Below are 23,965 nucleotides of genomic sequence, written 5' to 3'. Positions count from 1 at the left end.
GCCTGAGCGACGACATCACCACTTGCCGATGCCGGCACGCACCGAAGGAAGGGTGAACGCGTGGAACAGTCCATCGAAGCCTTGAGTGCCATTCCCCTCCGGATGTACGAAGCATGGAACCGCGGCGACGTTGCCGGCTTCTTCGCCGATTTCGCCGAGGATGCCGTGTTCGCCGAACTCGAGGGGACCATCTACCGCAGCCGAGCCGAAATGATCACCAGCCACGAGGTTCTCCTCGGCACGCTGTTGACAGGCTCGCAGTTGGTTGGCGGCGAAGTGCACTTCGCGCTGATCGTGAGTCCGGGCGTGGGCGTGGTCCACAGCCGCGTCGGCATCCTCATGCCTGGGGAGTCCGAGCCACCGTCGACGCGCTATTCGATGCAGTTGTTCGTCACGGTGTGGCGTGACGACTCTTGGGTGGTGGTGGCTCTGGAGAATGCGCGCATGCTGTCGATGGATACGATGGCGGCGCTGGAGTCCTTGCACACAGCTTGATCACCTGTGGTCCACCCGCGATGTCAGCGCACGACCGATTCGCTGGTGATCGAGGAACTGCGGGCAGGGCTCGCCGGCCCTGGCCTCGATCGCGATCGTCACTGGCGTCGCCCAGGCTGGTCGTTTGCACCAATGTCAGTAGCCGTCGTCGGCAGCGGGTCCGCCATGGGCGGCACTGAACATACCCAAGGTCGCCCACTACCCCACTGTGCGGGCACACTTGAGCTGTGGATCATCACGAGTTCGGCACCGCGGTGCGGCACCTGCGAGAGAGCACGAATCCCGCCACGGTCGGGCTGCCGGTCGGCCGGCGCCGGGTGCAAGGGTTGCGGCGGGAGGAGCTCGGCGAGCTCGCGGGAATGTCCGCGGACTACGTGCGCCGGTTGGAGCAGGGGCGCAGCCATCCGTCGGCCGGGGTGGTGAACGCCATCGCCCGCGCGCTACGGATCGGGCGGGCGGAGTACGAGCGGCTCTGCGCGCTGTCCGGGTACGCCGCCGCGGACGGGCAGGTGCCCAACGAGATCGGTCCGGGTGCGATGCGGCTGCTGGAGCGGTTCACCGACACTCCGATGTTCGTCTCCGACGGCGCGATGAATCTGGTCGCCGTGAACAGCGCGTTCCTGGCATTGGGGCACTGGACCCTCACGGGGCATCCCTGGGAGTGGAATGTCGCCTGGCGTACGTTCTGTGATCCGTTCGGTGGTTTCCAGCAGTCCGCGGCCGACGCGTCCGATCATGAGGCGGTGCTCGTCGCCCAGCTGAGGAGCACGCTGTTGCGCTACCCCGCCGACGCGTCGCTGGCCGCGCTGGTGGACGAGCTGCGAAGCCGAAGCCGCCGGTTCGACACCTTGTGGCGTACGCCACGACCGGTGACGGCGTACGAGAGCAGTGCTGAGTTCGTTCATCCGGACGGAACCGCCGTCACGCTCGTCGGCAACCTGCTCGCCATCCCGGGTGACGACCTGGCGGCTCTGATGCTCACAGCGGCGCCCGGCTCGGCCGATGCGGCGCGTCTGGCCGAGATCGTCAGCGGCGCCGGGCATCCGGCCATCGTCAAGGTGGGCCAGCCCGGCCCAGGCTGATCACGTCGGATCCTGCGAGGTTGAGTGACGTCCCCAGAAACACTTCGACGGCGTCCACGGAAGCAGGTTCAGCGATGAAAGCAGTACGTTTTCACGAATTCGGCGGTCCCGAGGTCCTTCGCTACGAGGACGTCGAGCAGCCCTCCCCCGGCAGCGGCCAGGTCCGGATCAGGGTCGCCGCGACGTCGTTCAACGGCGTCGACGGCAACATCCGCGCGGGCTACATGCAGGGTCCGATCCCGGTCGAGCTGCCCCACACCCCCGGCATCGACGTCGCCGGCACGGTCGACGCGCTCGGCGACGACGTGCACGACGTCGCGATCGGCGACCAGGTCATCGGCTTCCTGCCGATGACGGGAGCCGGGGCGGCCGCGGAATACGTGATCGCGCCCGCAGAGCTCTTGACCGGTGCGCCCAAGAACATCGCGCTGGCCGACTCGGCGGCGTTGCCGCTGGTGGGCCTGACGGCGTGGCAGGCGCTGTTCGACCACGGCAACCTGACCGCCGGTCAGCGAGTGCTGATCAACGGTGCCGGCGGAGCGGTCGGCGGATACGCCGTGCAGCTGGCCAAGGAGGCCCGGGCCCACGTGATCGCCACGGTCAGCCCGCGCAGCGCCGGGCGGGTCGAAGCCGCAGGCGCCGACGAGGTTGTCGACCACACCACCACCGACGTGACCGCGGCGGTGACCGAGCCGGTCGACCTCGTGCTGAACCTCGCGCCGGTCGCCCCGGAACAGCTGGCCGCGCTGGTCTCGCTGATCCGGGACAGTGGCACCCTGGTCAACACCACCGTCTGGATGCCCGCCCCTTCCGACGAGGAGCGCGGCGTGCGCGGCATCGACCTGTTCGTCCGCAGCGACGCCGACCAGCTCGCCGACCTGGCCGCCCGTGTCAGCACCGGGGAGCTGCACGTCGAGGTCGCCCAGCGGGTCACGCTGGCCGGCCTGCCCGCACTCCACGCCCAGGCCGGCGCGGGCGAGCTGCCGGGCAAGACTGTTGTCACGCCCTGACCCGCCAATTCGAAGGAGCCCAGCAATGATTCCCGATGACGACCCGTCCCGCTCGCTGAGCGTGGCCGATCCGGACGACCCGAGCACGACGTACGTCTCGCTGGTCGGCAACACCTACGCCATGCTCATCACCGGCGAGCAGACCAACGGCCAGTACTGCCTGATCGACATGCGCGTCCCCGACGGTGGCGGCCCGCCCCCGCACCGGCACGACTTCGAGGAGATGTTCACCATCCTCGAGGGCGAGATCGAATTCATGTTCCGGGGCGAGACCTACACCGTACGGGCCGGGTCGACGATCAACATCCCGGCCAACGCGCCGCACAACTTCCGCAACGTCTCCGGCGCCCCGGCCCGGATGCTCTGCATGTGTACCCCGGCCGGGCAGGACGAGTACTTCCTGCGCATCGGCGACGTGATCGCCGGCAAGGACGCGCCGCCGCCACAGCTGTCGCCCGACGAGCTCGCCGAGCGCCGCCGCCGCGCCGCCGAACTGGCCTCCACGTACCGCAGTGAATTCCTGTAGGTCGCGCCGGCGAAGTGACCTGGACGCGCGGCCCGTCGGGGCCTGCTCAGCGGGACAACCGTCAGCGGGCACGCGTGCCCGCTGACGGCCGGCCTTTTCCTCGTGACAGGTGGCGCCGGTCAGAGCTGCGAGCCGCCACCGTCGACGGCGAGCTCGGCACCGGTGGTGTAGGTGGCCTCGAACGCGAGGAACAGCAAGGCGCGCGCTACCTCGATCGGGGTGCCCATCCGCTGCATCGGCGCATCCGAGGCCATCTGGGCCTTGACGGGCTCGGCCGCCTCCGGGGGCATGGACTTCTCGAGAAGCCCCGAGTCGATTCCGCCGGGACTCACCGCATTGACGCGGATCCGGTGGGCAAGCAGCTCCCGTGCGAGGCTGCGGGTCATCGAGCGCAGCGCTGCCTTGCTCGCCGCGTACGCGCTGAGCATCGGCAGCGCCATCACGTTCGCCACCGAGGTCGTGAGCACGACACCACTTCCCTCATTCAGGAGCGGGGCGAGGCGCTGCACGGTGAAGTACGGCCCCTTGGCGTTGATCGCCAAGAGCTGGTCGAACAGCTCTTCGCCGGTCGCCTCGAACGGCGCGAAGCCGTTGATGCCGGAGCTGACCAGCAAAGCGTCAATCGTGCCGAACTCGTGCTTCACCCTGCCGGCGAGCGCGTCGATCTCCGGCAGTGACGACGTGTCACTGCGCACCGCGATAGCGCTGTCGCCGAGCTGCGCGAACGCAGCATTCAGCCGGCTCTCGTCCCGTCCGGTGATCAGAACTCGTGCGCCCTGCCCCACGAGCAACTCCGCCGCGGCCAGGCCAGATCCGCTGCTGCCGCCGGTTATGACGACCTTCTTGCCGGAATACTTTCCCATTCAGACGCTCCCGTTTTTGAGCCGGCGCCGGCTCATCGCAGCCGGACACGATGAGTCAACAATCAGGGCAAGGAGGGCGTCCAAGACCTCTTGGGAAACCCGTCATGCATTACCGGCATAACGCGGGCGCTCGCGACGGAGCAGCGGCTTTCCGTCTCCGGGGCGCACCTCGACGTTCGGGACGGCTTGCTCGTCGGGCTTGTGGGCAAGGACGTCGGTCAGGTAACTCTGCATGGTGGGCGCCCTGCCGATATCGCGTCCGGCGGATTCGGGCGCAGCCGTCGCTCGTTATGCCGTGGGTGCATGACGCGTAGGCTTCGAACGTGCTTCCCGATCTCGACCTGCGGCTGGTCCGGTACTTCACGGTGGTCGCCGAACGCCTGAACTTCGCCCGGGTCGCCGAGGAGCTGCGGGTGGCTCAGCCCTCGTTGAGCCGCCAGATCCAACGGCTGGAGAACATCCTCGGGGTACGGCTGCTGGAGCGCACCACCCAGGGCAGCCGGCTCACCGCCGCCGGCGCCGCGTTCCTCCCTCAGGCGCAGCAACTGCTGCACGGCGCCCGACAGGCCATCCTCACCGCCCGGTCTGCGGCGCCGGCCCGCACGATCACGATCGGCTACGCCGAGGATCTGGTCATCACCCCCGCCGTCCGCGATCTGCGCCGCCGCCATCCCGGCGCCCACATCCGCGCCCGTCATCTCGACATTCAGGACGCCGACGCCCTGCTCGACCGGCAGGTCGACGCCTTGGTCACCCGCACACCGCTGCCGATCCCGGCCGATGAGCTGGAGTTGACGACCCTGTACGCCGAGTCGCGGGCCCTGCTGGTGAACGCGGCCCACCGCTTCGCCGGTAAGGAGTTCGTCACCATGGCCGACGTCTGGGCGGAACCGCTGGTCGGCTGCACCGGCATGGGCGCGACGTGGACCGGCTTCTGGCGGCTCGAGCCCCGCCCCGACAGCAAACCCGCCCCGGTGGGCACGGCCATCGCCGACACGTACGACGACAAACTCGAGGCCATCGCCGAGGGCACCGCCGTGGCGGTCGTCCCGACCGGCGACCGGCGCTTCACCCTGCGCTCCGATCTGGTCGCCGTGCCCATCGACGAGGCCGAGCCGTGCCGGGTCGTCGTCGTCACCCGCGCCGCGGACACCAACCTCCTCGTCGCAGAGTTCGTCCGATCCGCGGAGAATTTCCTCGCCCGTGACGCCGGCCGCCGGCATGGGTCGCGGTCGAGCGAGCTGTGAATGAAGCCGTCAGCACCATGTGTGCTCGGTATCGGATCCACGCTGCAGGAGCGGAGGCCGTCGGCGTATGAGGTGTGCGGCGGGCGCGGCCCGAGGTGGTCGCGCGGAAGACTTCTCGTCGTGACGCGAGTCGACTCGATGGCGTTCGCGCTCCAGGACGCGGATCTTCTTCGTGCGCGCGGGGCAGCGCTGGATTTCGACCCACATATGCATGGGACGTACTCGGTTGTGGTCGTCATGAGCGGGAGCGCGCACATCAGGTCCAGCCGCTGGACCGGGACCGTCCGTGCCGGCGATGTGTTCTTCTTCAACCCGTTCGAGGTGCATGCGGGCCGGAGCGCAGCCGGTTCCGCTGAGTACCACGTCCTCTACCCGTCCGAGGCGTTTCTCGATGGTTGTACCGGCGCAGTGGGGCCGGACGAGGTACGGACCCTGCAGACAGACGTGCTGGCACGAAACCGGGCGACCCAGGAGTTGACCGACGCGCTGGCAGCACCGGTCATCGACGACACGGCAATTGAGGGAGCCCTCCGGCGGGTGTTGCGGGAGTGTCGTTTTGTGGTCGAGTCCCCCACAGCGACCTCGCGGTCGATCACGCGAACGGTGTGCGAGCTCATCAAGCAGGACTGCTTGAGCTCGACACGTACTGACGACCTCGCACGCACGATCGGCGTCAATCCCAGCCACCTCGTCCGGTCCTTCCGTCAGACGATCGGGATTCCCCCGCAGACCTACCTTCGCCAGGTCCGCGTTTCCCGGGCTCAGGAACTGATCTGCGCCGGATTCGGGTTGAGTGATGTCGCGCAGATGGCGAGGTTCTCCGATCAGCCCCACCTCACCCGCGAGTTCAAGAAGGTCTTCGGTGTTCCGCCCGGAACGCTGTCCCGTGTTGTGTGCCGCGCCTGAGCCGCGCCGGCCAGCACCCCCGGCAGCGCCGTTGCGTCGTTGAAACGCGGCGCATCGGCTCGAGCCGCGGGGCGCACATCCTGTTCAAGATCGGGGCTCCCGTTCGGCCTACCGTCGACGTATCGAAAGGTGGTCACGATGCCCGGCAGTACAAGAAATCACGTCAGCCGCTTCCCCGACGCGGACGGTTACTACGGAGACTTCGGCGGCGCCCACTGGCCAGAGCATCTGCGACCGGCTCTTGAGGAGCTTGCCGGCGCGTACGGGGAACTGAGGTCATCGCCGGCTTTCTGGGCCGAGCTCGACAGCGTCCGCACTGGTCTGCAGGGCCGGCCCACGCCGGTGCACTACCTGGAGAACATCTCCAAGCAGCTTGGCGGGGCCCGGATCTACGTCAAGCGTGAGGACCTCAACCACACCGGTGCACACAAGATCAACCATTGTGTGGGGTTCGCACTCCTCGCGAGGAGGATGGGAAAGCGGAAGCTGATCGCCGAGACAGGGGCCGGCCAGCACGGCGTTGCACTCGCCAGCGCGGCCGCTCGTTTCGGGCTCGCCTGCGAAGTGCACATGGGGGCGATCGACGTCGACAAGGTGAGTACGAACGTCAGCCTGATGCGCCTCCTCGGTGCGCAGGTCGTCCCGGCGACCTCCGGCCAGTCGACGTTGAAGGAGGCCAGCGACTCAGCGTTGGGCGCCTACACCGAGCAGCACGCCCATGCCCTCTACGCGATAGGTTCGGCTATCGGGCCGCATCCGTTCCCGATGATCGTCCGGGACTTCCAGTCAGTGATCGGGCAGGAGGCGCGCGCGCAGTTCCTGTCGATCACCGGGGGGACGTTGCCCGACCACGTCGTGGCCTGCGTGGCCGGTGGGTCGAACGCGCTCGGGATGTACTCGGGTTTTCTGGACGATGCCGAGGTCGCCCTGCACGCGGTCGAGCCCCTCGGCAAGGGTGCCGAGCTCGGTCAGCACGCAGCCACACTGACGTTCGGGCGCCCAGGGACCTTGCACGGAACCTCATCTGTCGTCCTGCAGGAGGACGGCGGTAGTCCCGCCCCAGTGAGATCGATCGCCTCGGGATTGGCCTACCCCGGCGTCGGACCCGAGATTGCCATGCTCTGCAAGTCCGGCCGGTTGTCCGTCGGCACCGTTTCCGACGACGAAGCAACAGCCACGTTTCTCCGCATCGCTCGGCACGAAGGAATCATTCCGGCGCTCGAGAGCGCACACGCTTTGGCATTCGCTACCCGCCTGGCCGCGAACAGACCTCCGAACGAGAGCATTCTGGTCAACTTGTCGGGACGCGGCGACAAAGACGTCAACTTCGTCCTGGCCGGTCACGACGGCGGTCAACCGCTTCAACCCTGACGGAGGCTTGTCGAGCGGTCCACAGCGGGACCGGCTCCTTTCATGGTGACGGGTGTAACGTCCGAACGAGTCACTCCCCCATCCATCGGAGTCCCGGATGTCCGCGAGCCTGCTGACCACGATGGCCGACCGCCTCGACGCCACTCCCGGGGCGCCCCTGTACACGTTTCTCGATCGCCACGGGAAGGAGATCGACGCGGCTGACCGCCAGGAGATCGTGCGGCGGGCGGCCGGCATCGCCGACTTACTGCAGGAGGCCGGGGTCGTGCCGGGCGACCGCGTGCTGCTCATCTTCCCGCCTGACGGTCTGGAGTTCGTCGCGAGCTTCTTCGGGTGCATGCTCCTCGGCGCGGTCGCGGTCCCGGTGGCCAGCCCCGACCCGCGGCATCTCGATCGGGAGCTGCCCAAGCTGCGGCACATCGCCGAGGACAGCGGCGCACGCGTCGCCCTCACCCATGCGAGGTACCGCGCGCTCACCACGCTGGCGTCGGTACGCGACGGCGTGGCCGGCCGCTGGCGCGGCCGCGAGACGTCGAGCTGGCCCGAACTCGCCTGGTTGGTGGCCAATCGCGTCAAACGCGCCGATCCGGAGGCGGCCGCGGCCCGGCTGGCCCGAGCGGCCGCCGAGTTCGGCCCGGACGACGTCGTCTACCTGCAGTACACCTCCGGCTCGACGTCGGCGCCCAGGGGCGTCGTCGTGCGGCACCGGAATCTGATGCACAATCTCCAGCTGATCGCGCGCAACACCCGGGTCGGCAGCGAGTCGGTGCTGGTCGGCTGGGTGCCGTTGTTCCACGACATGGGCCTGGCCGGCGGGATCCTCAACGCCATGTACACCGGGGCGCGCTGCATCGCCTTCTCCTCGACGACCTTCCTGGCCACCCCGCGTCTCTGGCTCCAGGCGATCGATCGCTACCGCGGCACGCACATCGCCGGGCCGAACTTCGGCTACGACTACGTCTTGCGCGGTCTGCGCGACGGCGACTCGTTCGACCTCTCGTCGGTCCGCTCCACTCTGCAGGGCGGTGAGCCGATGCTCGTCGCCACGATGGACCGCTTCGAAGCCGCGCTCAGCCCGATGGGCTTCGATCCGGCGTCGTTCGGCAACGTCTACGGCATGGCCGAGGCCGTGCTGTTCGTCTGCGGACGGGTCGGCCGGAAGCCGACGCTGCTCCGCGGGGATCGGGCCCTGCTGGATCGCGACGGCGTGATCGTCGCGCCGGCCCCGGGCGCACCCGCGGTGACGCTCGTGGGCAGCGGCGTGCCTGACGCGGAGTGGGGTGTTTCGGTGATCGCCGTCGACCCCGTGACCCGGCGGCCGCGGCCACCCTACGCCGTCGGTGAGCTGTGGATCTCCAGTCCCAGCGTGTCGAGCGGCTACTGGGGATGGACCGAGGAGGAGAACGCCATCTTCGCCGCGCGCCTGGCGACCGGCAACGACCCCGACGACGGGCGGCGTTTCCTGCGAACCGGTGATCTCGGGGTGATCGGCGACGACGGCGAGGTGTTCCTCTGCGGCCGCCTCAAGGACCTCATCATCGTCGGGGGCCGCAACATTCATCCGCAGGATCTGGAAGCGGCGGTAGTGGCGTCCGATCCGATTCTGCGGCCGGGCAACGCGGTCGCCTTCGGAGTGCGGGTCGACGGCGTCGAGCGGGTCGTGGTGGCGGCCGAGCTGCGCAAGAAGGTCCTGCGGAACGGGTTGCCGATCCCGCTGGACCGCGCGGCCTCGGCGATCCGGGCCGCGGTGACCTCGCACTGCGGGGTGCAGTGTCATGAGGTCCTGCTGTTGAGGCCGGACAGCCTTCCGAAGACGACCAGCGGAAAGCTGCGGCGCACACAGTCCAAGCACCAGTGGACGGTCGGCTCGCTGCGTTCGTCGGCGATCTCGGGACGACGCAGGCCGAGGTGGAAGACGTTGCCCCGGGCGGGCCCGGGCGGCGAGCCGGAGTACGTGCTCCGGCTGCTGCAGACCGAAGTCGCGGAGGTGCTGCACCTGACCGACCCGAACGACGTATCGGTGGATCGGCCACTCCGCGACGTCGGCCTCGACTCGCTCGGGCTGATCGATCTGGCCCAGCGCGTCGAGGACCGGACCGGAGCGCGCATCCCACCGGCGAACTTCGGCAACGACTCGACCTTGCGGGCGATAGCGATCTCGCTGGTACGGCACTTCGAGTCGGCGCCCGCCGAGCCGGGCGAGGCTCCGGACACCGGTGACGTCCCGTTCAGCGCCGCGCAGCGGCACGCCCTGGAGCTGGGGCAATGGGACGGTTCGACCCGTACGGTCATGCTCGGCGTCCATCGGCGGCTCACCCCGGACCGTCTCCATCGAGCCGCGTCCGCGCTGGTCGCCCGGCACGAGGCGCTGCGCCTGCGGTTCCGTCGGGACGACGGCCGATTCGCGCAGCGCTACGGTGACATCGAGGGCAGTTTCGCCGTCGAGTCGGTCGCGCTGGACCGGCCCGACGCGCTCCCGCCGCTGCTCAGCGAGCAACTACGCCGTGTCAGCGTCGAGCACGGCCCGCTGATGCGTCTGCTCCTGATCGAGACCGGCTCCAGGCAACGCCTGTTCATCGCGGTCAACCACCTCGTCATGGACCGGGTCACGCTGCGCATCCTGCTCGATGACCTCGATCAGCTCTGCCGGTTGGACGAACAGGGCGAGGCCCTGCGGCTGGCCCGGACACCGGCGCGCTTCGAGGTGTTCTCCGGCTGGATGAACGACTTCGCCCGCCGGGACGCGAAGGCGGATCTGGAGTTCTGGCGGACTCAGCTGGCAGCGCCGGCGCCGGCCACATACGACCCGCTGGCGCATCCCGCCGTGCAGACGGGGGACCTGGCCACCGCACGCCACAGCCTGCCGCCCGAGGAGACACGCGCGCTCCGCGACGTACGGATGACCGGGCCGGACGCACGCCGCGCACCGCTGGCCACCACCCTGCTCACGGCGCTGGTGCGGACCGCTCAGCGCCAGTGGAGCTGCGGGCGTCTCGTAGTCGAGCTCTCCGGATCGGGCAGACAGACAGCGGTGCACGGCCTCGATCTCTCGCGGACGGTCGGCGATCTGCACTGCACCTTCCCGCTCGCTTTCGAGGACAGCCGGTCCCAGAGCCCAGCCGAAACGCTGACGGCGGTGGGCGAACGGCTTGCCGTTGTCCCGTCCGCGGGGCTGTCGTTCGAAGGTCTCAAGTATCTGAACGACGATCCGGACCTGCGACAGAGCATCCGCCAGGCCCCGGCTCCGACGCTCTCGTTCAACTTCCAGGGTGAAATGCCGACGCGGAGCCGCAGCGGCCTCTTCTCGCTGAGCGCGGCCGCCATCGGCGACGTGCCGGATCCCGGGGCCGGCGTGCGGCAGCCGCCGCTCTACGTCGAATGCGCGGTCGTCGGCGGCACGACCCGCATCGTCTGGGAATACTCGCCCCGGCGGCTGTGGTGGACCGGAGCCGAGATCGATCAGTGGATGACCCGGTTCCGAAACGAGCTGTACCACCTGGTCGGAAGGGGCACGGGCTTCCCGGTCCGGCAGACGTCGCGGTAGGCGGCGAGCTCGTCGAGCATGCTAAGGCTCGGCATCCGGACGAACCGATGTCACCACGAACGGAATTCCCTGCTGGCACGACGTGACCATGTCCGGAACGACCCGGCCGGTCACGACGACACGGACACCGGCCTTGATCACCGTGCGATCGCCGCCCACCAGCAGGTATCCGTCGAGCAAGAGGCATTGATGTTCCACCCCGGCCGTGACGGTCCCGGTCACAGTGCTCAGGTTCGTGGCCATGTGCTCATCCTCCGTCCGTACGGGAATCTCCGAGACATCTTCCAGTTCATCGAAGACCATGCATAGGCTCCGGCCAATGTGAACGATTGTTCGCACACCGGAGGAAGCCCGTGTCAGCAAGAAGATCCGTTCAGATCGCCATAGCCGTCGCCGCGTCGGCAGCCCTGGTGGCCACCGGCTCCGACGTGGCCCGGAGCGCGCCGACCGCATCAACCAGCGTATATATCGTGCAGTTGGCGGCGCCGCCGGTCGCCGCATACGCCGGCGGCGTCTCGGGCATCCCCGCTACCCGGCCGGCCATCGGCGAGAAGGTCGACCTGGGCAGCAGCGCAGCCAAAGCGTACCGGGCGCATTTGAAGTCCGAGCGGCAGCGGACCCAGAAGCGGGCGGGCCTGACGGCCGGGGACGCCGTCTACGAGTACGACGTCGCGTTCAGCGGTTACGCGGCCCGGTTGTCCACCACCGAGGCGGATGTGCTCCGGCGCAGCCCGGACGTGCTCGCGGTTTCGAAGAACACCGTGCACAAGGCCGACACGATCTCCACGCCGGAGATGCTGGGGCTGACCGGCCGGGGCGGCGTGTGGCAGCGTGAGTTCGGTGGCCCCGCCCGGGCCGGCCTGGGCGTCATCGTCGGCGTGATCGACTCCGGCATCTGGCCGGAGAACCCCGCGTTCGCCGCGTTGCCGAGCCCGCGTCCGGATCAGCGGGTCATCGACGCCAAGTGGCGCGGCACCTGCCAGAGCGGCGAGGAGTCCGACCCGGCGCGCAGGGTGACCTGCAACAACAAGCTGATCGGGGCGCGGTACTACACCTCCGGCTCGCTCGACGAGACGAACCCGGGCGAGTTCCGGTCGCCGCGCGACTTCAACGGTCACGGCTCGCACACGGCCGGCACCGCGGTCGGCAACCACGACGTCGACGCCACGATGGAAGGCCGCAAGGTCGGCGACGCCTCCGGCATGGCCCCGGCGGCCCGCCTGGCCGTCTACAAGGCCCTGTGGGACCAAGGCGGTGGCTCCAGCGGAGCCACGGCCGACCTGGTCGCGGCGATCAACAACGCGGTGGCCGACGGCGTCGACGTCATCAACTACTCCGTCTCCGGCTCCACCTCGTCGTTCGTCGACCCGGTCGAGCTCGCGTTCCTGAACGCCGCCAACGCCGGCGTGTTCGTCGCCGCGTCCGCCGGCAACAGCGGACCGGGCGTCAGCACGGTCGCGCACAACTCGCCGTGGATCACCACCGTCGCGGCCGGCACTCACGACCGCGGATACGAGAAGTCGGTGACGCTCGGCAACGGCGCCACCTACGAGGGCATGGGGCAGGGGCCGGCCGTCCCGTCGTCGCCGCTGATCGACTCGGTGCAGGCCGGTCTGGCCGGCGCCCCGGCCACCGAGGTGCAGCTGTGCTACTCCGGCCGGCTCGACCCGGCCAAGGTCACCGGCAAGATCGTCCTGTGCCTGCGCGGCGGCAACAGCCGCACGGACAAGAGCCTCGCCGTACGGCAGGCCGGCGGCGTCGGAATGATCCTCTACAACAGTCCCGACAACTCGGTGAACGCCGACTACCACTTCGTTCCGACCGTTCACGTCAACAGCGCGGCCGGTCTGGCGATCAAGGCGTACGCGGCCACCCCGGGGGCCACCGCTTCGCTCTCGGCCAGCACCCAGATCAAAGTCCGTGCACCCGAGATGGCCGCGTTCTCGTCCCGCGGACCGGCTCTGGCGGGCAACGGTGACCTGCTCAAGCCCGACATCACCGCGCCCGGCGTCGACGTGGTGGCGCCGGTCGCCCCGCCGGGCAACAACGGCCGCACCTGGGACGCGTACTCCGGCACGTCGATGTCGAGCCCGCACATCGCCGGCCTGGCCGCCCTGATGGTCAGCGAGAACCCCGGCTGGGCGCCGATGTGGGTCAAGTCTGCGCTGATGACCACGGCCGGGCAGACCGACAACACCGGCCAGCCGATCCAACGGGCCGGCGCGCCCGCGACACCGCTCGATTTCGGCGCCGGGCACGTCCGTCCGGGACGCGCCTACCGGCCGGGCCTGGTCTACGACTCGGCCTACCCCGACTGGATCCGCTTCGTCTGCGGCAGCGGGGCCGTGGGATCGGCCTGTGACCAGTACGGCTCGAAAGACCCGAGCGACCTCAACTATCCGTCGATCGCCGTCGGCGACCTGGCCGGACAGCAGGTCATCACCCGTACGGTGAAGAACGTCAGCAAACTGCCCGGTCTCTACGAGGCGAAGATCCAGGCCCCGGCCGGCACGACCGTGACCGTCTCGCCGAAGCGGTTCGCTGTGCTGCCCGGCAAGTCGGTGTCGTTCAAGGTCACTGTGACCCGGACCGAGGCCGCGATCGGCCAGTGGACGTTCGGCTCCCTCACGTGGGTCAACAAGGCGGGAGCGGGCGGGCTCATCTCGTCCGACGTCCGCAGCCCGATCGCGATCCGTCCGGTGGCACTCGCGGCCCCGGCTGAGGTCGACGCGACCGGCGCCAACGGGTCGACGGCGCTGCGTGTCACTCCCGGCTACACCGGCACGCTGACCGCTTCCCCCGCCGGCCTGGTGCCCTCCGCGGTCGATCGCCTGCACCTGGTCGGCACGGAGAGCGACTTCGACACCAGCGCCCCGGCCGAGGGACCGGCCGTAGGCAAGGTGACCTTGACCGTGCCGGCCGGCACCCGTCTGGCCCGGGCGGCGACCTTCGACGCCGACCACCCGGCCGGCACCGACCTCGACCTGTTCGCCTACCGCACCGGCACGAACACGTTGGTGGCCTCCAGCGGCGGCGGGACCGCGGAGGAGGAGATCAACCTGCCGCCCGGCTCGTACGACATCTACATCGTCCAGTTCGCGCTCCCGGCCGGCCTCGGGGAGCTCGACGTCGTGCACCACTCGTGGGTCGTCGGCGACACCGCGGCCGGCAACCTGACGGCGTCCCCGGCCACCCAGTCGGTGACGCGGGGCCAGGCGACCACGGTGACAGCGGCGTGGACCGGGCTCACCGCCGGCGCCCGCTATCTGGGCCTGATCGCGTACGGCGACGGCACCGCCCGCATCGGCCAGACAGTCCTGCAAGTCACCGCCTGATGTGATGTGGGGACACAGCCGGCAACGGCTGTGTCCCCACGATCGCAACGCTCAATTGTCTCGGCAATGTCAGTGTTCGGGAGTCAGGCCGCCGGGCGTTCCTATAGTCCATGCCATGAGCGCGCACGTGGTGGTCGCCGAGGACGACGTCCGGCAGGCCGAGGTGGTCCGGCGTTACCTCCGGGCGGCCGGCTACCGGGCGTCGGTCGTGCACGACGGCCGGAGCGCGATCGAGCTGGTTCTCCGGTCCCGGCCGGAGCTGCTGGTGCTCGATGTGATGATGCCGGGGCCGGACGGGATCGAGGTCTGCCGCGCGCTGCGCCGGGAGAGCAACGTACCGGTTCTGATTCTGACCGCCCGGCGCGACGAGGACGACCTGATCCTCGGGCTCGAGGCCGGCGCGGACGACTACCTGATGAAGCCGTACAACCCGCGTGAGCTGATGGCGCGGATCCGGACGATGCTGCGCCGCAACGAATGGACGCCAGACGCCCCGTTGCGGGTGGGGGTGGTCGCGGTCGACGTACCCGGCCATCACGTGACCGTCAGTGGGCGCCGGGTCGACTGCACGCCCAGCGAGTTCGAGATCCTGGCCGCGATGGCCGCCGCCCCGGACCGGGTGTTCACCCGGGCGCAGCTGCTGGAGAAGACCCGGGGGTTCGAGGTCTCGGCGACCGACCGGACCGTCGACATGCACGTCGTGAAGCTGCGCCGCAAGATCGAGCCGGATCCGCGGCGGCCTTCGTACCTGCTCACCGTGTACGGCATCGGCTACAAGCTCACCGACGGGTCGCTGTGAGGTTCCCGAGCCTGGTGGGACGCCTGCTGGCCATGTCGCTGCTGGTGGTGCTCTGTGCCGTGCTGGCCACCACGTGGCTGGTGGTGAACAGCACCACGTCGCAGCTGCGGCAGGAGCTGGGCCAGGGCATCGCGTTCGACGCCCGGATCTATGAGGCAGTGCTCGAGTACGCCGCCGAGCACGATACGTGGTCCGGTGTGCAGCCGATGCTGGCCGAGCTGAGCGTGCTGACCGGCCGGGAGATCACGCTCACCGGTGAGGACGGCGCCTTCCTGGCCAGTTCCGAGGGGAAGCGGCCAGACCTTCCGGCCCGGCGGTCGGCGCTGGTCGACCCCCTCCAGGTCGAGGGATTTCTTGCCTCCAAAGAGTCGGACGCGAATGGCATCTACAAGCGGGCGTTCGGTCCGTACCGCTTGACCGCCGCCGAGCACCGCATGCTGTCCGGCCGGCTTGTCCGCGCTGAGGAGTGCATGACCGAGCTGGGCATAGCCACCGGGGCCGACACCTCCACCGCGGGCCGGCCGGCGTTGGCGCCACTGTTCACCAGTGCCGACCTGGTCTCCGCGCAACTGGCCGACTGCTATCGGAAGTCCGGCGCCGACGTGGTCACCGACACCGAACGTGCGGCTCTGGCCCAGCTGACCGCGCTCACCAACGCGTGCCTGGTGGGATCCGCGGCCGAGCCCGTGGTGACCGTGCTGCTCGGCTTCGCCTGGAAGCCGACCCGCGAGGCCCGCCTGGACCCCGGCCAGCCGCAGGAGTGCATCATTCAGTCCCGCCGGGAACAGCTTGCGCCGTACGTGGCCCCGCGCGCCTACCTCTATGTCGCCGGCCCGGCCCGGCAGGCCGGCACGGTGCTCGACCTCTCCCGGGCCGGCACCTCGCGGGTCACGACCGTGGCCGTGCTGGTCCTGGCCGTCGCCTTCGCGGTCACTCTGCTGGTCGGCCGGCGGATCTCCCGGCCGCTGCGCGCGCTCACCCACGCCGTCGAGAGCGGTGCGAGCGACCTCCCGGTCCGGGGCCGCGACGAGATCGGCCGGCTCACCGCCGCGTTCAACGATCTCTCCGAGCGCCGGGAGACCGTCGAACGGCAACGACGCGCGATGATCAGCGACATCGCCCACGAGCTCGGCTCCCCGCTGACCAACATCCGCGCCTGGCTCCAGGCCGCCCGGGACGGCGTGGCCGAACCCGACCCGGAGCTGCTGGACCTGCTCGCCGACGAGGCCGAGCTGCTGCAGCACGTCATCGACGACCTCAGCGACCTGGCCGCCGCCGACGCCGGCCGCCTCCGCCTGCACCCCGAGCTGGTCTACGTCAACGAACTGCTCGGTCAGGTCGCCGCGGCGCACGCCGGCCGCGCCGACGGCGTCACGATCGAGGTGGAGGCGGCGGACGACCCGGAGGTCATGCTCGACCCGAACCGGATCCGGCAGGCAGTCGGCAACCTGCTCTCCAACGCTGTCCGGCACTCACCGCCCGGCGCCACCGTGACCGTCCGCTCCCGGCTCGACGGCGGCTACCTGGTGATCGAGGTCGCCGACACCGGCGACGGCATCGCCGAGCACGACCTGCCGCACGTCTTCGACCGCTTCTGGCGCGCCGATAAGTCGCGCAACCGGAGCACCGGCGGCAGCGGCCTGGGCCTGGCCATCGTCCGCAAACTCGCCGAGGCCCACGGCGGCACCGTCACCGCGACCAGCCGGCTCGGTCACGGCAGCACCTTCACCCTGCGCCTGCCTACCTGACATCCCTTCATCCCCCACCGTGAGCGGCCCGGCCACTCGCGGCGATGACCCCTGCATTGGAGGCGGCCGATCGTGGCTGCGAAGACGAACCGCCTGCTGGCCCTGGACGGCCTGCGACTGCTGTGCGCTCTGGCGGTGGCCTTCCACCACCTCGGTATGGCGTGGTCGGTCGACGGCGTCCGGCCGACCACCGCGTACCTGCCGCAAGAAGTGAACTCGACGCTGATCTACGGCTTCCTCGGCGTCGAGACGTTCTTCATGATCAGCGGCTTCGTCATCTGCATGAGCGGCTGGGACCGGACCCCGCGCGACTTCCTCGCCTCCCGCGCCGCCCGGCTCTACCCCGCCTTCTGGGCCTGCGTCCTGATCACCACGGCGGTCATGACCGTCCTGCCGCTCACCGACGGCATCCCCCTGCCGCACGGCCTGACCGCCGGCGACATCGCCGTCAACCTCACCATGCTCGCCGAACCGCTGAACGTGCCATACGTCGACACCGTCTACTGGACCCTCTGGTACGAGCTGCGGTTCTACGCCCTGTTCGCCATCCTGGTCCTGATCGGCCCCACCCGCCGCCGGGTCATCGCCATCGGCGCCGGCTGGCTGGTCCTCTCCGTCCTCGTCCCGGCTCGGGCGCCGCTCGCCGAGCTGGTCATGCCCCAGTTCGCCCCCTACTTCGTCGCGGGCATCACGATCTACCTCGTCCGCCGCCACGGCCCCACCCTTCCGTTGTGGGCCCTGCTGGCCGCGGCCTGGACGCTCAGCCTTTTCCGCGTACGCGAGCGCGTGCTCTTCGCGAACCCCGGCTTCCCGGTACCGGTCTGGCCCGCGTGGCTGATCATCACCCTCGCGTACATCGTGCTGCTGGCCATCGCCCTGGGCGTCACCGACCGCTGGCGCCGGCGCTGGCTGGCCGTGGCCGGCGCGATCTCCTACCCCCTCTATCTGCTGCATCCCCGCATCGGTTACACCATGATCCGGTACGCCTACGACCGCACCGGCGTGCCGGTGCCCGCGCTCATCATCGCCGCGGTAGCGATCCTGATCGTGGCCGCCTGGCTGGTCCACCGCCTGATCGAGCGGCCGGCCGCCCCCGCCCTGCGCCGCTGGATCGCCACCGGTTCCATCCGCCCGAGCCAACCGCAGACATCAGACGATCGGAGACCACGGCAGCGCGTCGCGTAGGCGAGAGTCGATCTTTGTCCTCCACGAGCCGATCCTGCGTGCCGGTGGCCAGGACGAGCATTGACCTGGGTTTGACCACCGCGGGCGGGCATCGGTAACCTTCCCCGCGACCGCTGACAGAACGGGCTCTGACCACATCATGAGCATGCCGCTACGTCCCGGCGACCCGAGAAGTCTCGGGGTCTACGACCTGGTGGCCCGGTTGGGCCAGGGTGGTATGGGTAGCGTCTTCCTGGCCCGGGCCCCCGATCAGACCCTGGTCGCGATCAAGGTCGTCCGGCCCGAGTACGCCGACGACCCCGAGTTCCGGGGCCGGTTTCGCAGTGAGGTCAGCCGGGCCGGCCAGGTGCCGCCGTTCTCGACCGCCGCGGTGCTCGACGCCGATCCGGAGCACAATCCGCCCTACCTGGTGGTCGAATTCGTCGACGGCCCGTCCCTCACGGCGCTGGTCGACCGGCAGGGACCGCTCACCGGGGCCGCCCTGCAGGGCGTGGCCGTCGGCGTCGCCACGGCGCTGACCGCCATCCACGGCGCCGGCGTGATCCACCGCGATCTCAAACCCGGCAACGTGCTGTTCGCCCTGGGCGGCATCAAGGTGATCGACTTCGGCATCGCCCGGGCCTTCGAGGCGACGAGCCGGCACACCAGCACCGATCAGATGATCGGCACGGTGGCGTACATGGCGCCGGAGCGGCTCGACCCGTCGTTCGGCGCCGAGGTGACCCCGGCGGCTGATGTCTTCGCGTGGGGCGCCGTGGTCACGTACGCGGCCACCAACCGCACCCCGTTCGCAGGCGAGTCCCCGACCGTCACGGCGATGCGTATCCTCACCCAGCCGCCGGACACCTCGGGTGTGCCGGAGCCGCTGCGAAGTGTGGTGGAGAGTGCGCTCGCCAAATACCCGGAGCAGCGTCCGAGCGCCCGCGAGCTGCTCGATCTGCTCCTGGCGGGCCAGACCCGGACCGTACGGCCGGGGCCTCCGCCCTCACCCCCGCCGCCACCCCCGGACGACGTCGTCGAACCACCGGCGCGGCATCCTCAGCGCGGTAACCGGCTGCGCCGCGTGGCGGTGGCCGCCGCGGCGGTGGTCACCCTGCTGTCGGCCGGCCTGGTCGGTACGCACATGCTCAGCAGTGCCTCGTCGACCGACGCGGTGGCGCCTGCGAGCAGCGCCCCCGTCGATCCTCTCACGGCGATCCTGGCCGGCGACCGCCGCTTCTCGCTGCGGCTGGGTACGACGAGCCGGTTCTTCATGCTGGACGACGGCAGCGCCGAGCTCGACGTCTCGGACGGGACCGGCTCGCGGTCGCAGTTCGTGCTGAAGCCGGTGGGCGTCGACTACATGATCCAGTCGCTGACCAACGAGGGGTACGCCGGCCCGGAGATCTGCCTGGGCGTCAAGATCGATCCGGACGAGCCGATCGCGCCGGTGGTCGGCACCGCCTGCACGCCGACCAAAGCAACGCTGTTCTCCCTCGTCGACACCGGTAAGGACGCCGGCGGCCGGCCCGCCTACAGCATCGGCAACGACTACGGATTCCTGCTGTGGGACGCCGACAAGAAGCGCTCAGACGTCACCGAGGTCGGCGAGCCCCAGTTCGCCGACAAGTACACCTTCGTCGACCGCGGGGAGCCGCCGGCGGCCGCCGCACCGCCGACGTCGGCTAAGCCATCGACGTCGACGTCGACGTCGACGTCGACGTCGACGAAACCATCGACGGCCCCGCCCACCGGCCCCAAGCTCGTCGACGCCAACGTCGCCGAGTTGAAGAACTACGCGATCGACCTGGGCGTCCCGGTCGTCATCACCCTGACCGGCGACGCGGGCGGCCGGCACCACCTGCGTTCACACCCGGACGGATCGGTGGACTTCACCGGGACCGCCGTCACCGAGTCCACCCGGATGACGATCAAGCCGGCCAAGGTCCGCAAGCGCCAGGAGTCGAACCAGAACACCGTCCAGATCGTCGCCACACCCAAGGTGCCCGCGGCCGGGGCTCCGTCCTGCCTCACCGACGTCCGGAAGGCCATCCTGCGCATGGAGGCCTGCCGCCCCGGTGACGCCGAACAGTCCTGGAAGCTGACCCCGGCCGGGGATTCGGGCCTGTTCGAGATCTCGGGCGCCCACACCGCCGTCCGCAGCGAGGATGGCCCGCTGCTCACCGAAGGCGGCTGGTCCGCCTTCGAGACGGTCGCCGTCGCGTCGTAGCGCAGGTGCACCGGCGTTCACCACCGTGTCGGAGCCGAGAAAGGGCAGCAGTGCAGCGCCCGCCGCTGTGACGGGACCTGGCTGATTCTCGTGCAGCGTCATGCCTGTCCTCTCGCATCGTTCGGAGACAGCGACGGTCGAGTACACCCAGTTCCGCTGCGGCGCCGGAAATGCCAGCAGGCCGGTCTCGTCGTCCACGAACGTGACGAGGCCGACCGGCTGGCGGCGGTGCGGGTCCACGACGACGTCGAAGCGCCGCCGTCGGGCGCGGGGTTACTGCATCTGCTCGGCCACGTCCTCGGCGGTCAACCGGCCACGGTCGCCGGCCGCCATGAGCGACCGGGCCGACGCTGTCGGCGCGACCGGATCGGCCGGCCGCCGGTGATGCCAGTCGGTGACCGCCTGGTAGGCGCCGACCACGGACAGCAGCCGGTCCTCCTCGTACGGTGCGCCGCCGAGGATCGTCCCGATCGGCACCCCCGCTGCCGTGAAGCCGATCGGAAAGCCGATCTCCGGCAGCCCGAGGATGTCGAACGGCACCGGGCTGGTCTGCACCACCACGTCGCACTTGGCGAAGATTTGCTCGAGCACCCGTTCCAGCAGCAGAAGCTTGGCCCGCTGCCCGGTGATGAACTCGCCGGCGCCGAGCAGCGCGCCCTGCAGCCACCCGGTCACCGACACGCCGAAGCCACGCAGGTCCGACCGCAGATACGGCATGAACGGCTCGCTGCGCTCCGGCAGCCGCACGTTGTTGAACTCGGTCCCGGTCAGCAGGTCCCACTGGTCCGGGAACGGCACGTCGGCGAGCGAGATGCCGTCGATCTTGTCCAGGGCGGCGAGGAACGCCTGGCGTGCCGGGTCGGCGGCGTAGCCCGGCAGGACCCCGACCCGGACCTTGGTGCGGACCCGGTACCGGCCCCGGGACACGATCGGCGTGGCCGCGCCGATCAGGTCTGGTATCTCGGGCAGTCCTTGCGTCCGCGGGTCCGCCGGGTCCTCACCGGCCATCGCGGTCACCATGATCGCCGCGTCCCGGGCGTCGCGGGCCAGCGGGCCGGGATGGTCGCGGGTGTAGCTGAGCGGGATGATCCCGGCGAGCGACACCCGGCCCATCGTCGGCTTCAGCCCGGTCAGGTTCTGGGCGTTCGACGGCGCCGTGATCGAGCCGCCGGTCTGGGTGCCGGTTCCGGAGGTCGCCATCCGGCCGGCGACCGAGGTGGCCGTGCCGGTGGACGATCCACCCGGGTCGGTGGCCGGGTTGCCGGGCGTCCAAGCGTTGACCGTCGTGATCCGGCCGTCCGGGGTGGTCGCTCGGGTGGTGGCGAGCGGGCCCATCTGTGTCTTGCCGAGCACGATCGCGCCGGCTTTCTTGAGACGGGCGACCGCGGTGGCGTCGTAGGGCGGGACGAAGTCCTGGAACAGGTACGAGTTGGCGGTCGTCCGCACCCCCTGCGTCCAGTAGTTGTCCTTGATGGCGAGCGGGATGCCGTGCAGCGGGGTGCTCGGCGTCCGCCTGCCGGCGGCTGTCGCGGCGGCCCGGGCCTGGTCCGCCAGCACGGTGTTGAACGCCTGGTAGACCGCGTCGTAGGCGCCGATCCGGGACACGTAGGCCTCGACCAGAGCAGCCGGCTTGAGCTTGCCGTACCGGATCATCCAGGCGGCCTCGGCGACGGTCAGCTCGGTCGGGTCGGCCAGCGCCTCGGGGCGCGGCCTGGCGTAGGCGGCGTCGCTGAACTTCGGCGTCCTGCCGGACCAGGCGGACGCGGCGGCGGGCGCGGCGGCCGCCCCGACCGCTGCGGCCGCGGTGATCGCCGCGGTCCGGGCCAGGAAGAGCCGCCGGTTGAACGCGGACGTGGCGCGGTCCGGCTCGGCGGCCGGGACCTCGGTGGGCCGGTTCATCGGCGCCACGCGGTACCGATCGAGGGGTAGAGCATCGGCGCCGGCTGCTGGGAAAGAGCGGCGGCGTGCGCCGGGTCGCTACCGGCGGGGGCGGGCATCTGGAAGGAGGCGAGGGTGGCGACGCTGCCGCGCACGAACGAGCGCAGCGACGCGAGGACCGAGTCCCGTCCGGGCGACCCGGTCGCCGGGTCGGCCGTGGTGCCGGCCGGCAACTGGTCGAGATCAATGCCGAGGGACGCGAGACGAGCACGGATCATGGTGTTGAGCTCGGCGTCTGTAGGGGGTGTCGCAGCCATGATCGCCACTCTTGGGGCCGACCGTATCGAGGCCGTGTCTGCACGATCACGCTCGCGTTTCCGGCGCTGCACCCGGCCGGTCTCGGCGCCAAGATCGACCGCCAGGAACACAGGCATCGTACGAGCCTGGCCGCGAACCGGGGATCGGTGCGGCGGCGACTAAGGGGGTGGCGCTGGGTGTGGTCATGGCGCGGACCGCCCCCTCGACGCCGAGGATGTGCGCGGCCGCCGGCATGCGGGCGCTCGCTTTCCCGGTCGGCGATCAAGCTCAAGCGGTTGCAGCAGGCGCTCTCGCGCAAGCAGAAGGGCTCGGCCGACCGCAAGAAGGTCGTCGTGAAGGTCGCCCGGGCGCACGCCCAGGTGGCCGACACCCGGCGGGACTGGACGTCAACGCCGCCATCAACGTGTTGACCGCCGGACCGGCGGACAACTCAACGACCGCGGAGCGGAGCCACAAGCACCGCCGCGACGCAAGCGCCAGCAATCTCGTAATCTTCTTTACTTGTACTTTCCCGTGCCTTCAGTGCACCCCACGCTCTACTGCGGAAGCGCTCCCGTGAAGCGTATCGAAGCTATTCCTCCTCCACCGACGTCAATGCCTGTGTGCGAGAATTCCGGCCATGCTGCGACGAGACGAGGCCGCCCTGGCCGCCTACGTGGCCGAACGCCCCAGCCAGGCCGTGCTGGTGATTCGGGATACTCCCGACGATGAGACGGCCATGGCCGCCCTACGAGCCGCAGCCGACACCGTCCGAGCCATCCCCCACCCGGACGAGCCCACCGAACCCTTACCCAACTGGGTAAACGCCCTTCTGAGCGACGACGGCCCGACCCTCCACCTGGATCTGCAGGACCACGGCGCCCAGGCCCCCCGGGTGGTCGCGGCGGCCTTGGCCGCCCTCGACGCCAGCGGGGTGTCCGGCCGCCTGGAGCCGCTCCGCCCACCTGCGCCGCCTTACGAATACGACGCGAATGCCCACATCCTGACCGACGTGACATTCCTGGAATCGCTCGACGAACGCGGACTTCCACCCGCTTTCCCCGACGGTTTCCCCATTCCCGCCGAAGCGACTCTGGTGCTGGCCCAGCAGTCCAAGTCAGACACGTGGCAGCACGCGGCCTGGCGCCGCTCACACCCTTTCACCGAATATCCCGAAGCGCTGCGAGCTTTCGGTTGCGACTTGGAACCGGTGACAGCCCGAGACGCCCTCATGAAGGCCACAGGCATGACCCGAGACCTGATCCGCCACCCCACCGGCTCCGGCAGCGTCTCCCACCACGAATACGGCGCAGGCAACGACCCCCGGCTCTTCTACGTCAGCGTGGTGTGGCGCCCATCCCCTTGAACTCTTGCCCGCAGTGACAGCACGCGTTGTTGCCGATGCCGGCTGGTGAAAAATTCATTCCTTGCTCCGCAGAGTCGATGTGGCTGCGTGCCGGCACCAACTCT

19 protein-coding genes and 1 pseudogene are annotated in these 23,965 nt (G+C 69.8%); 15 read left to right on the top strand and 5 right to left on the bottom strand.

Annotation, left to right across the window (positions count from 1 at the left end; genetic code table 11):
* Positions 1 to 60 precede the first annotated feature (60 nt).
* The 4 genes from KXC43_RS40735 to KXC43_RS40720 all read left to right on the top strand — a co-directional run bounded on the left by KXC43_RS40735 (position 61) and on the right by KXC43_RS40720 (position 3,113).
* Positions 61 to 495 (top strand): SgcJ/EcaC family oxidoreductase, encoded by a 435-nt coding sequence (locus KXC43_RS40735; protein WP_221381602.1) that lies wholly within the window; start codon positions 61 to 63, stop codon positions 493 to 495.
* 227 nt (positions 496 to 722) lie between these two features.
* Positions 723 to 1,577: a helix-turn-helix domain-containing protein gene (locus KXC43_RS52970; protein ID WP_221381601.1), complete on the top strand. Its 855-nt coding sequence runs from the start codon at positions 723 to 725 to the stop codon at positions 1,575 to 1,577.
* Between the two features lie 74 nt (positions 1,578 to 1,651).
* A complete protein-coding gene (locus KXC43_RS40725) occupies positions 1,652 to 2,587 on the top strand; it encodes an NADP-dependent oxidoreductase (protein WP_221381600.1) in 936 nt (311 codons plus the stop codon).
* Between the two features lie 25 nt (positions 2,588 to 2,612).
* Positions 2,613 to 3,113: a cupin domain-containing protein gene (locus KXC43_RS40720; protein ID WP_221381599.1), complete on the top strand. Its 501-nt coding sequence runs from the start codon at positions 2,613 to 2,615 to the stop codon at positions 3,111 to 3,113.
* A gap of 119 nt (positions 3,114 to 3,232) precedes the next feature.
* Here the strand turns inward: KXC43_RS40720 and KXC43_RS40715 are convergent, their stop codons facing one another.
* Together KXC43_RS40715 and KXC43_RS51800 are read right to left on the bottom strand one after the other, a co-directional pair.
* Complete coding sequence (locus KXC43_RS40715) at positions 3,233 to 3,976, bottom strand: SDR family oxidoreductase (protein WP_221381598.1); 744 nt, start codon at positions 3,974 to 3,976, stop codon at positions 3,233 to 3,235.
* Between the two features lie 102 nt (positions 3,977 to 4,078).
* Positions 4,079 to 4,210, bottom strand: coding sequence for a hypothetical protein (locus KXC43_RS51800; protein WP_255645671.1), 132 nt, complete (start codon positions 4,208 to 4,210; stop codon positions 4,079 to 4,081).
* 89 nt (positions 4,211 to 4,299) lie between these two features.
* Between KXC43_RS51800 and KXC43_RS40710 the strand changes: the two genes are divergently transcribed.
* From KXC43_RS40710 to KXC43_RS40695, 4 genes are all read left to right on the top strand, one after another.
* Entirely contained in the window at positions 4,300 to 5,223 is a 924-nt protein-coding gene (locus KXC43_RS40710) for a LysR family transcriptional regulator (RefSeq protein WP_221381597.1), read from the top strand.
* A 120-nt stretch (positions 5,224 to 5,343) separates the two neighbouring features.
* The gene (locus tag KXC43_RS40705; protein WP_221381596.1) at positions 5,344 to 6,129 is read left to right on the top strand and encodes a helix-turn-helix transcriptional regulator; all 786 of its coding nucleotides are present in this window, start codon (positions 5,344 to 5,346) and stop codon (positions 6,127 to 6,129) included.
* Between the two features lie 138 nt (positions 6,130 to 6,267).
* Positions 6,268 to 7,500, top strand: coding sequence for a tryptophan synthase subunit beta (gene trpB / locus KXC43_RS40700; RefSeq protein WP_221381595.1), 1,233 nt, complete (start codon positions 6,268 to 6,270; stop codon positions 7,498 to 7,500).
* Positions 7,501 to 7,597: 97 nt separating this feature from the next.
* Positions 7,598 to 11,044: an AMP-binding protein gene (locus KXC43_RS40695; RefSeq protein WP_221381594.1), complete on the top strand. Its 3,447-nt coding sequence runs from the start codon at positions 7,598 to 7,600 to the stop codon at positions 11,042 to 11,044.
* Positions 11,045 to 11,065: 21 nt separating this feature from the next.
* Here the strand turns inward: KXC43_RS40695 and KXC43_RS40690 are convergent.
* Positions 11,066 to 11,272, bottom strand: a pseudogene (locus KXC43_RS40690) (hypothetical protein); the annotation flags it as partial.
* Between the two features lie 125 nt (positions 11,273 to 11,397).
* On the opposite strand from KXC43_RS40690, the gene KXC43_RS40685 reads away from it, so the two are divergent.
* From KXC43_RS40685 to KXC43_RS40665, 5 genes are all read left to right on the top strand, one after another.
* A complete protein-coding gene (locus KXC43_RS40685; protein ID WP_308129484.1) occupies positions 11,398 to 14,379 on the top strand; it encodes a S8 family peptidase in 2,982 nt (993 codons plus the stop codon).
* A 115-nt stretch (positions 14,380 to 14,494) separates the two neighbouring features.
* A complete protein-coding gene (locus KXC43_RS40680) occupies positions 14,495 to 15,178 on the top strand; it encodes a response regulator (protein ID WP_221381592.1) in 684 nt (227 codons plus the stop codon).
* A 14-nt stretch (positions 15,179 to 15,192) separates the two neighbouring features.
* Positions 15,193 to 16,926, top strand: a complete 1,734-nt coding sequence (locus tag KXC43_RS40675; protein WP_308129483.1) for a sensor histidine kinase — start codon at positions 15,193 to 15,195, stop codon at positions 16,924 to 16,926.
* A 72-nt stretch (positions 16,927 to 16,998) separates the two neighbouring features.
* Positions 16,999 to 18,111, top strand: a complete 1,113-nt coding sequence (locus tag KXC43_RS40670) for an acyltransferase family protein (protein WP_221381590.1) — start codon at positions 16,999 to 17,001, stop codon at positions 18,109 to 18,111.
* A gap of 145 nt (positions 18,112 to 18,256) precedes the next feature.
* Complete coding sequence (locus tag KXC43_RS40665; RefSeq protein ID WP_255645670.1) at positions 18,257 to 20,320, top strand: serine/threonine-protein kinase; 2,064 nt, start codon at positions 18,257 to 18,259, stop codon at positions 20,318 to 20,320.
* A 273-nt stretch (positions 20,321 to 20,593) separates the two neighbouring features.
* Here the strand turns inward: KXC43_RS40665 and KXC43_RS40660 are convergent, their stop codons facing one another.
* The gene (locus KXC43_RS40660) at positions 20,594 to 22,219 is read right to left on the bottom strand and encodes an amidase (protein ID WP_255645669.1); all 1,626 of its coding nucleotides are present in this window, start codon (positions 22,217 to 22,219) and stop codon (positions 20,594 to 20,596) included.
* Positions 22,216 to 22,515: a hypothetical protein gene (locus tag KXC43_RS40655; RefSeq protein ID WP_221381587.1), complete on the bottom strand. Its 300-nt coding sequence runs from the start codon at positions 22,513 to 22,515 to the stop codon at positions 22,216 to 22,218. Before KXC43_RS40655 ends, KXC43_RS40660 begins: the two co-directional genes overlap by 4 nt.
* Positions 22,516 to 22,791: 276 nt before the next feature.
* On the opposite strand from KXC43_RS40655, the gene KXC43_RS40650 reads away from it, so the two are divergent.
* Entirely contained in the window at positions 22,792 to 22,926 is a 135-nt protein-coding gene (locus KXC43_RS40650; RefSeq protein ID WP_221381586.1) for a transposase, read from the top strand.
* Between the two features lie 209 nt (positions 22,927 to 23,135).
* Positions 23,136 to 23,861, top strand: a complete 726-nt coding sequence (locus tag KXC43_RS40645) for a hypothetical protein (RefSeq protein ID WP_221381585.1) — start codon at positions 23,136 to 23,138, stop codon at positions 23,859 to 23,861.
* The last annotated feature ends 104 nt before the right edge of the window (positions 23,862 to 23,965 follow it).

The organism is Paractinoplanes polyasparticus (assembly GCF_019710575.1).
In the GTDB taxonomy this organism is placed as follows: Bacteria; Actinomycetota; Actinomycetes; order Mycobacteriales; family Micromonosporaceae; genus Actinoplanes; species Actinoplanes polyasparticus.
Note: the sequence above shows the minus strand (reverse complement) of the source record. Positions and strands in the feature narration are given on the sequence as shown.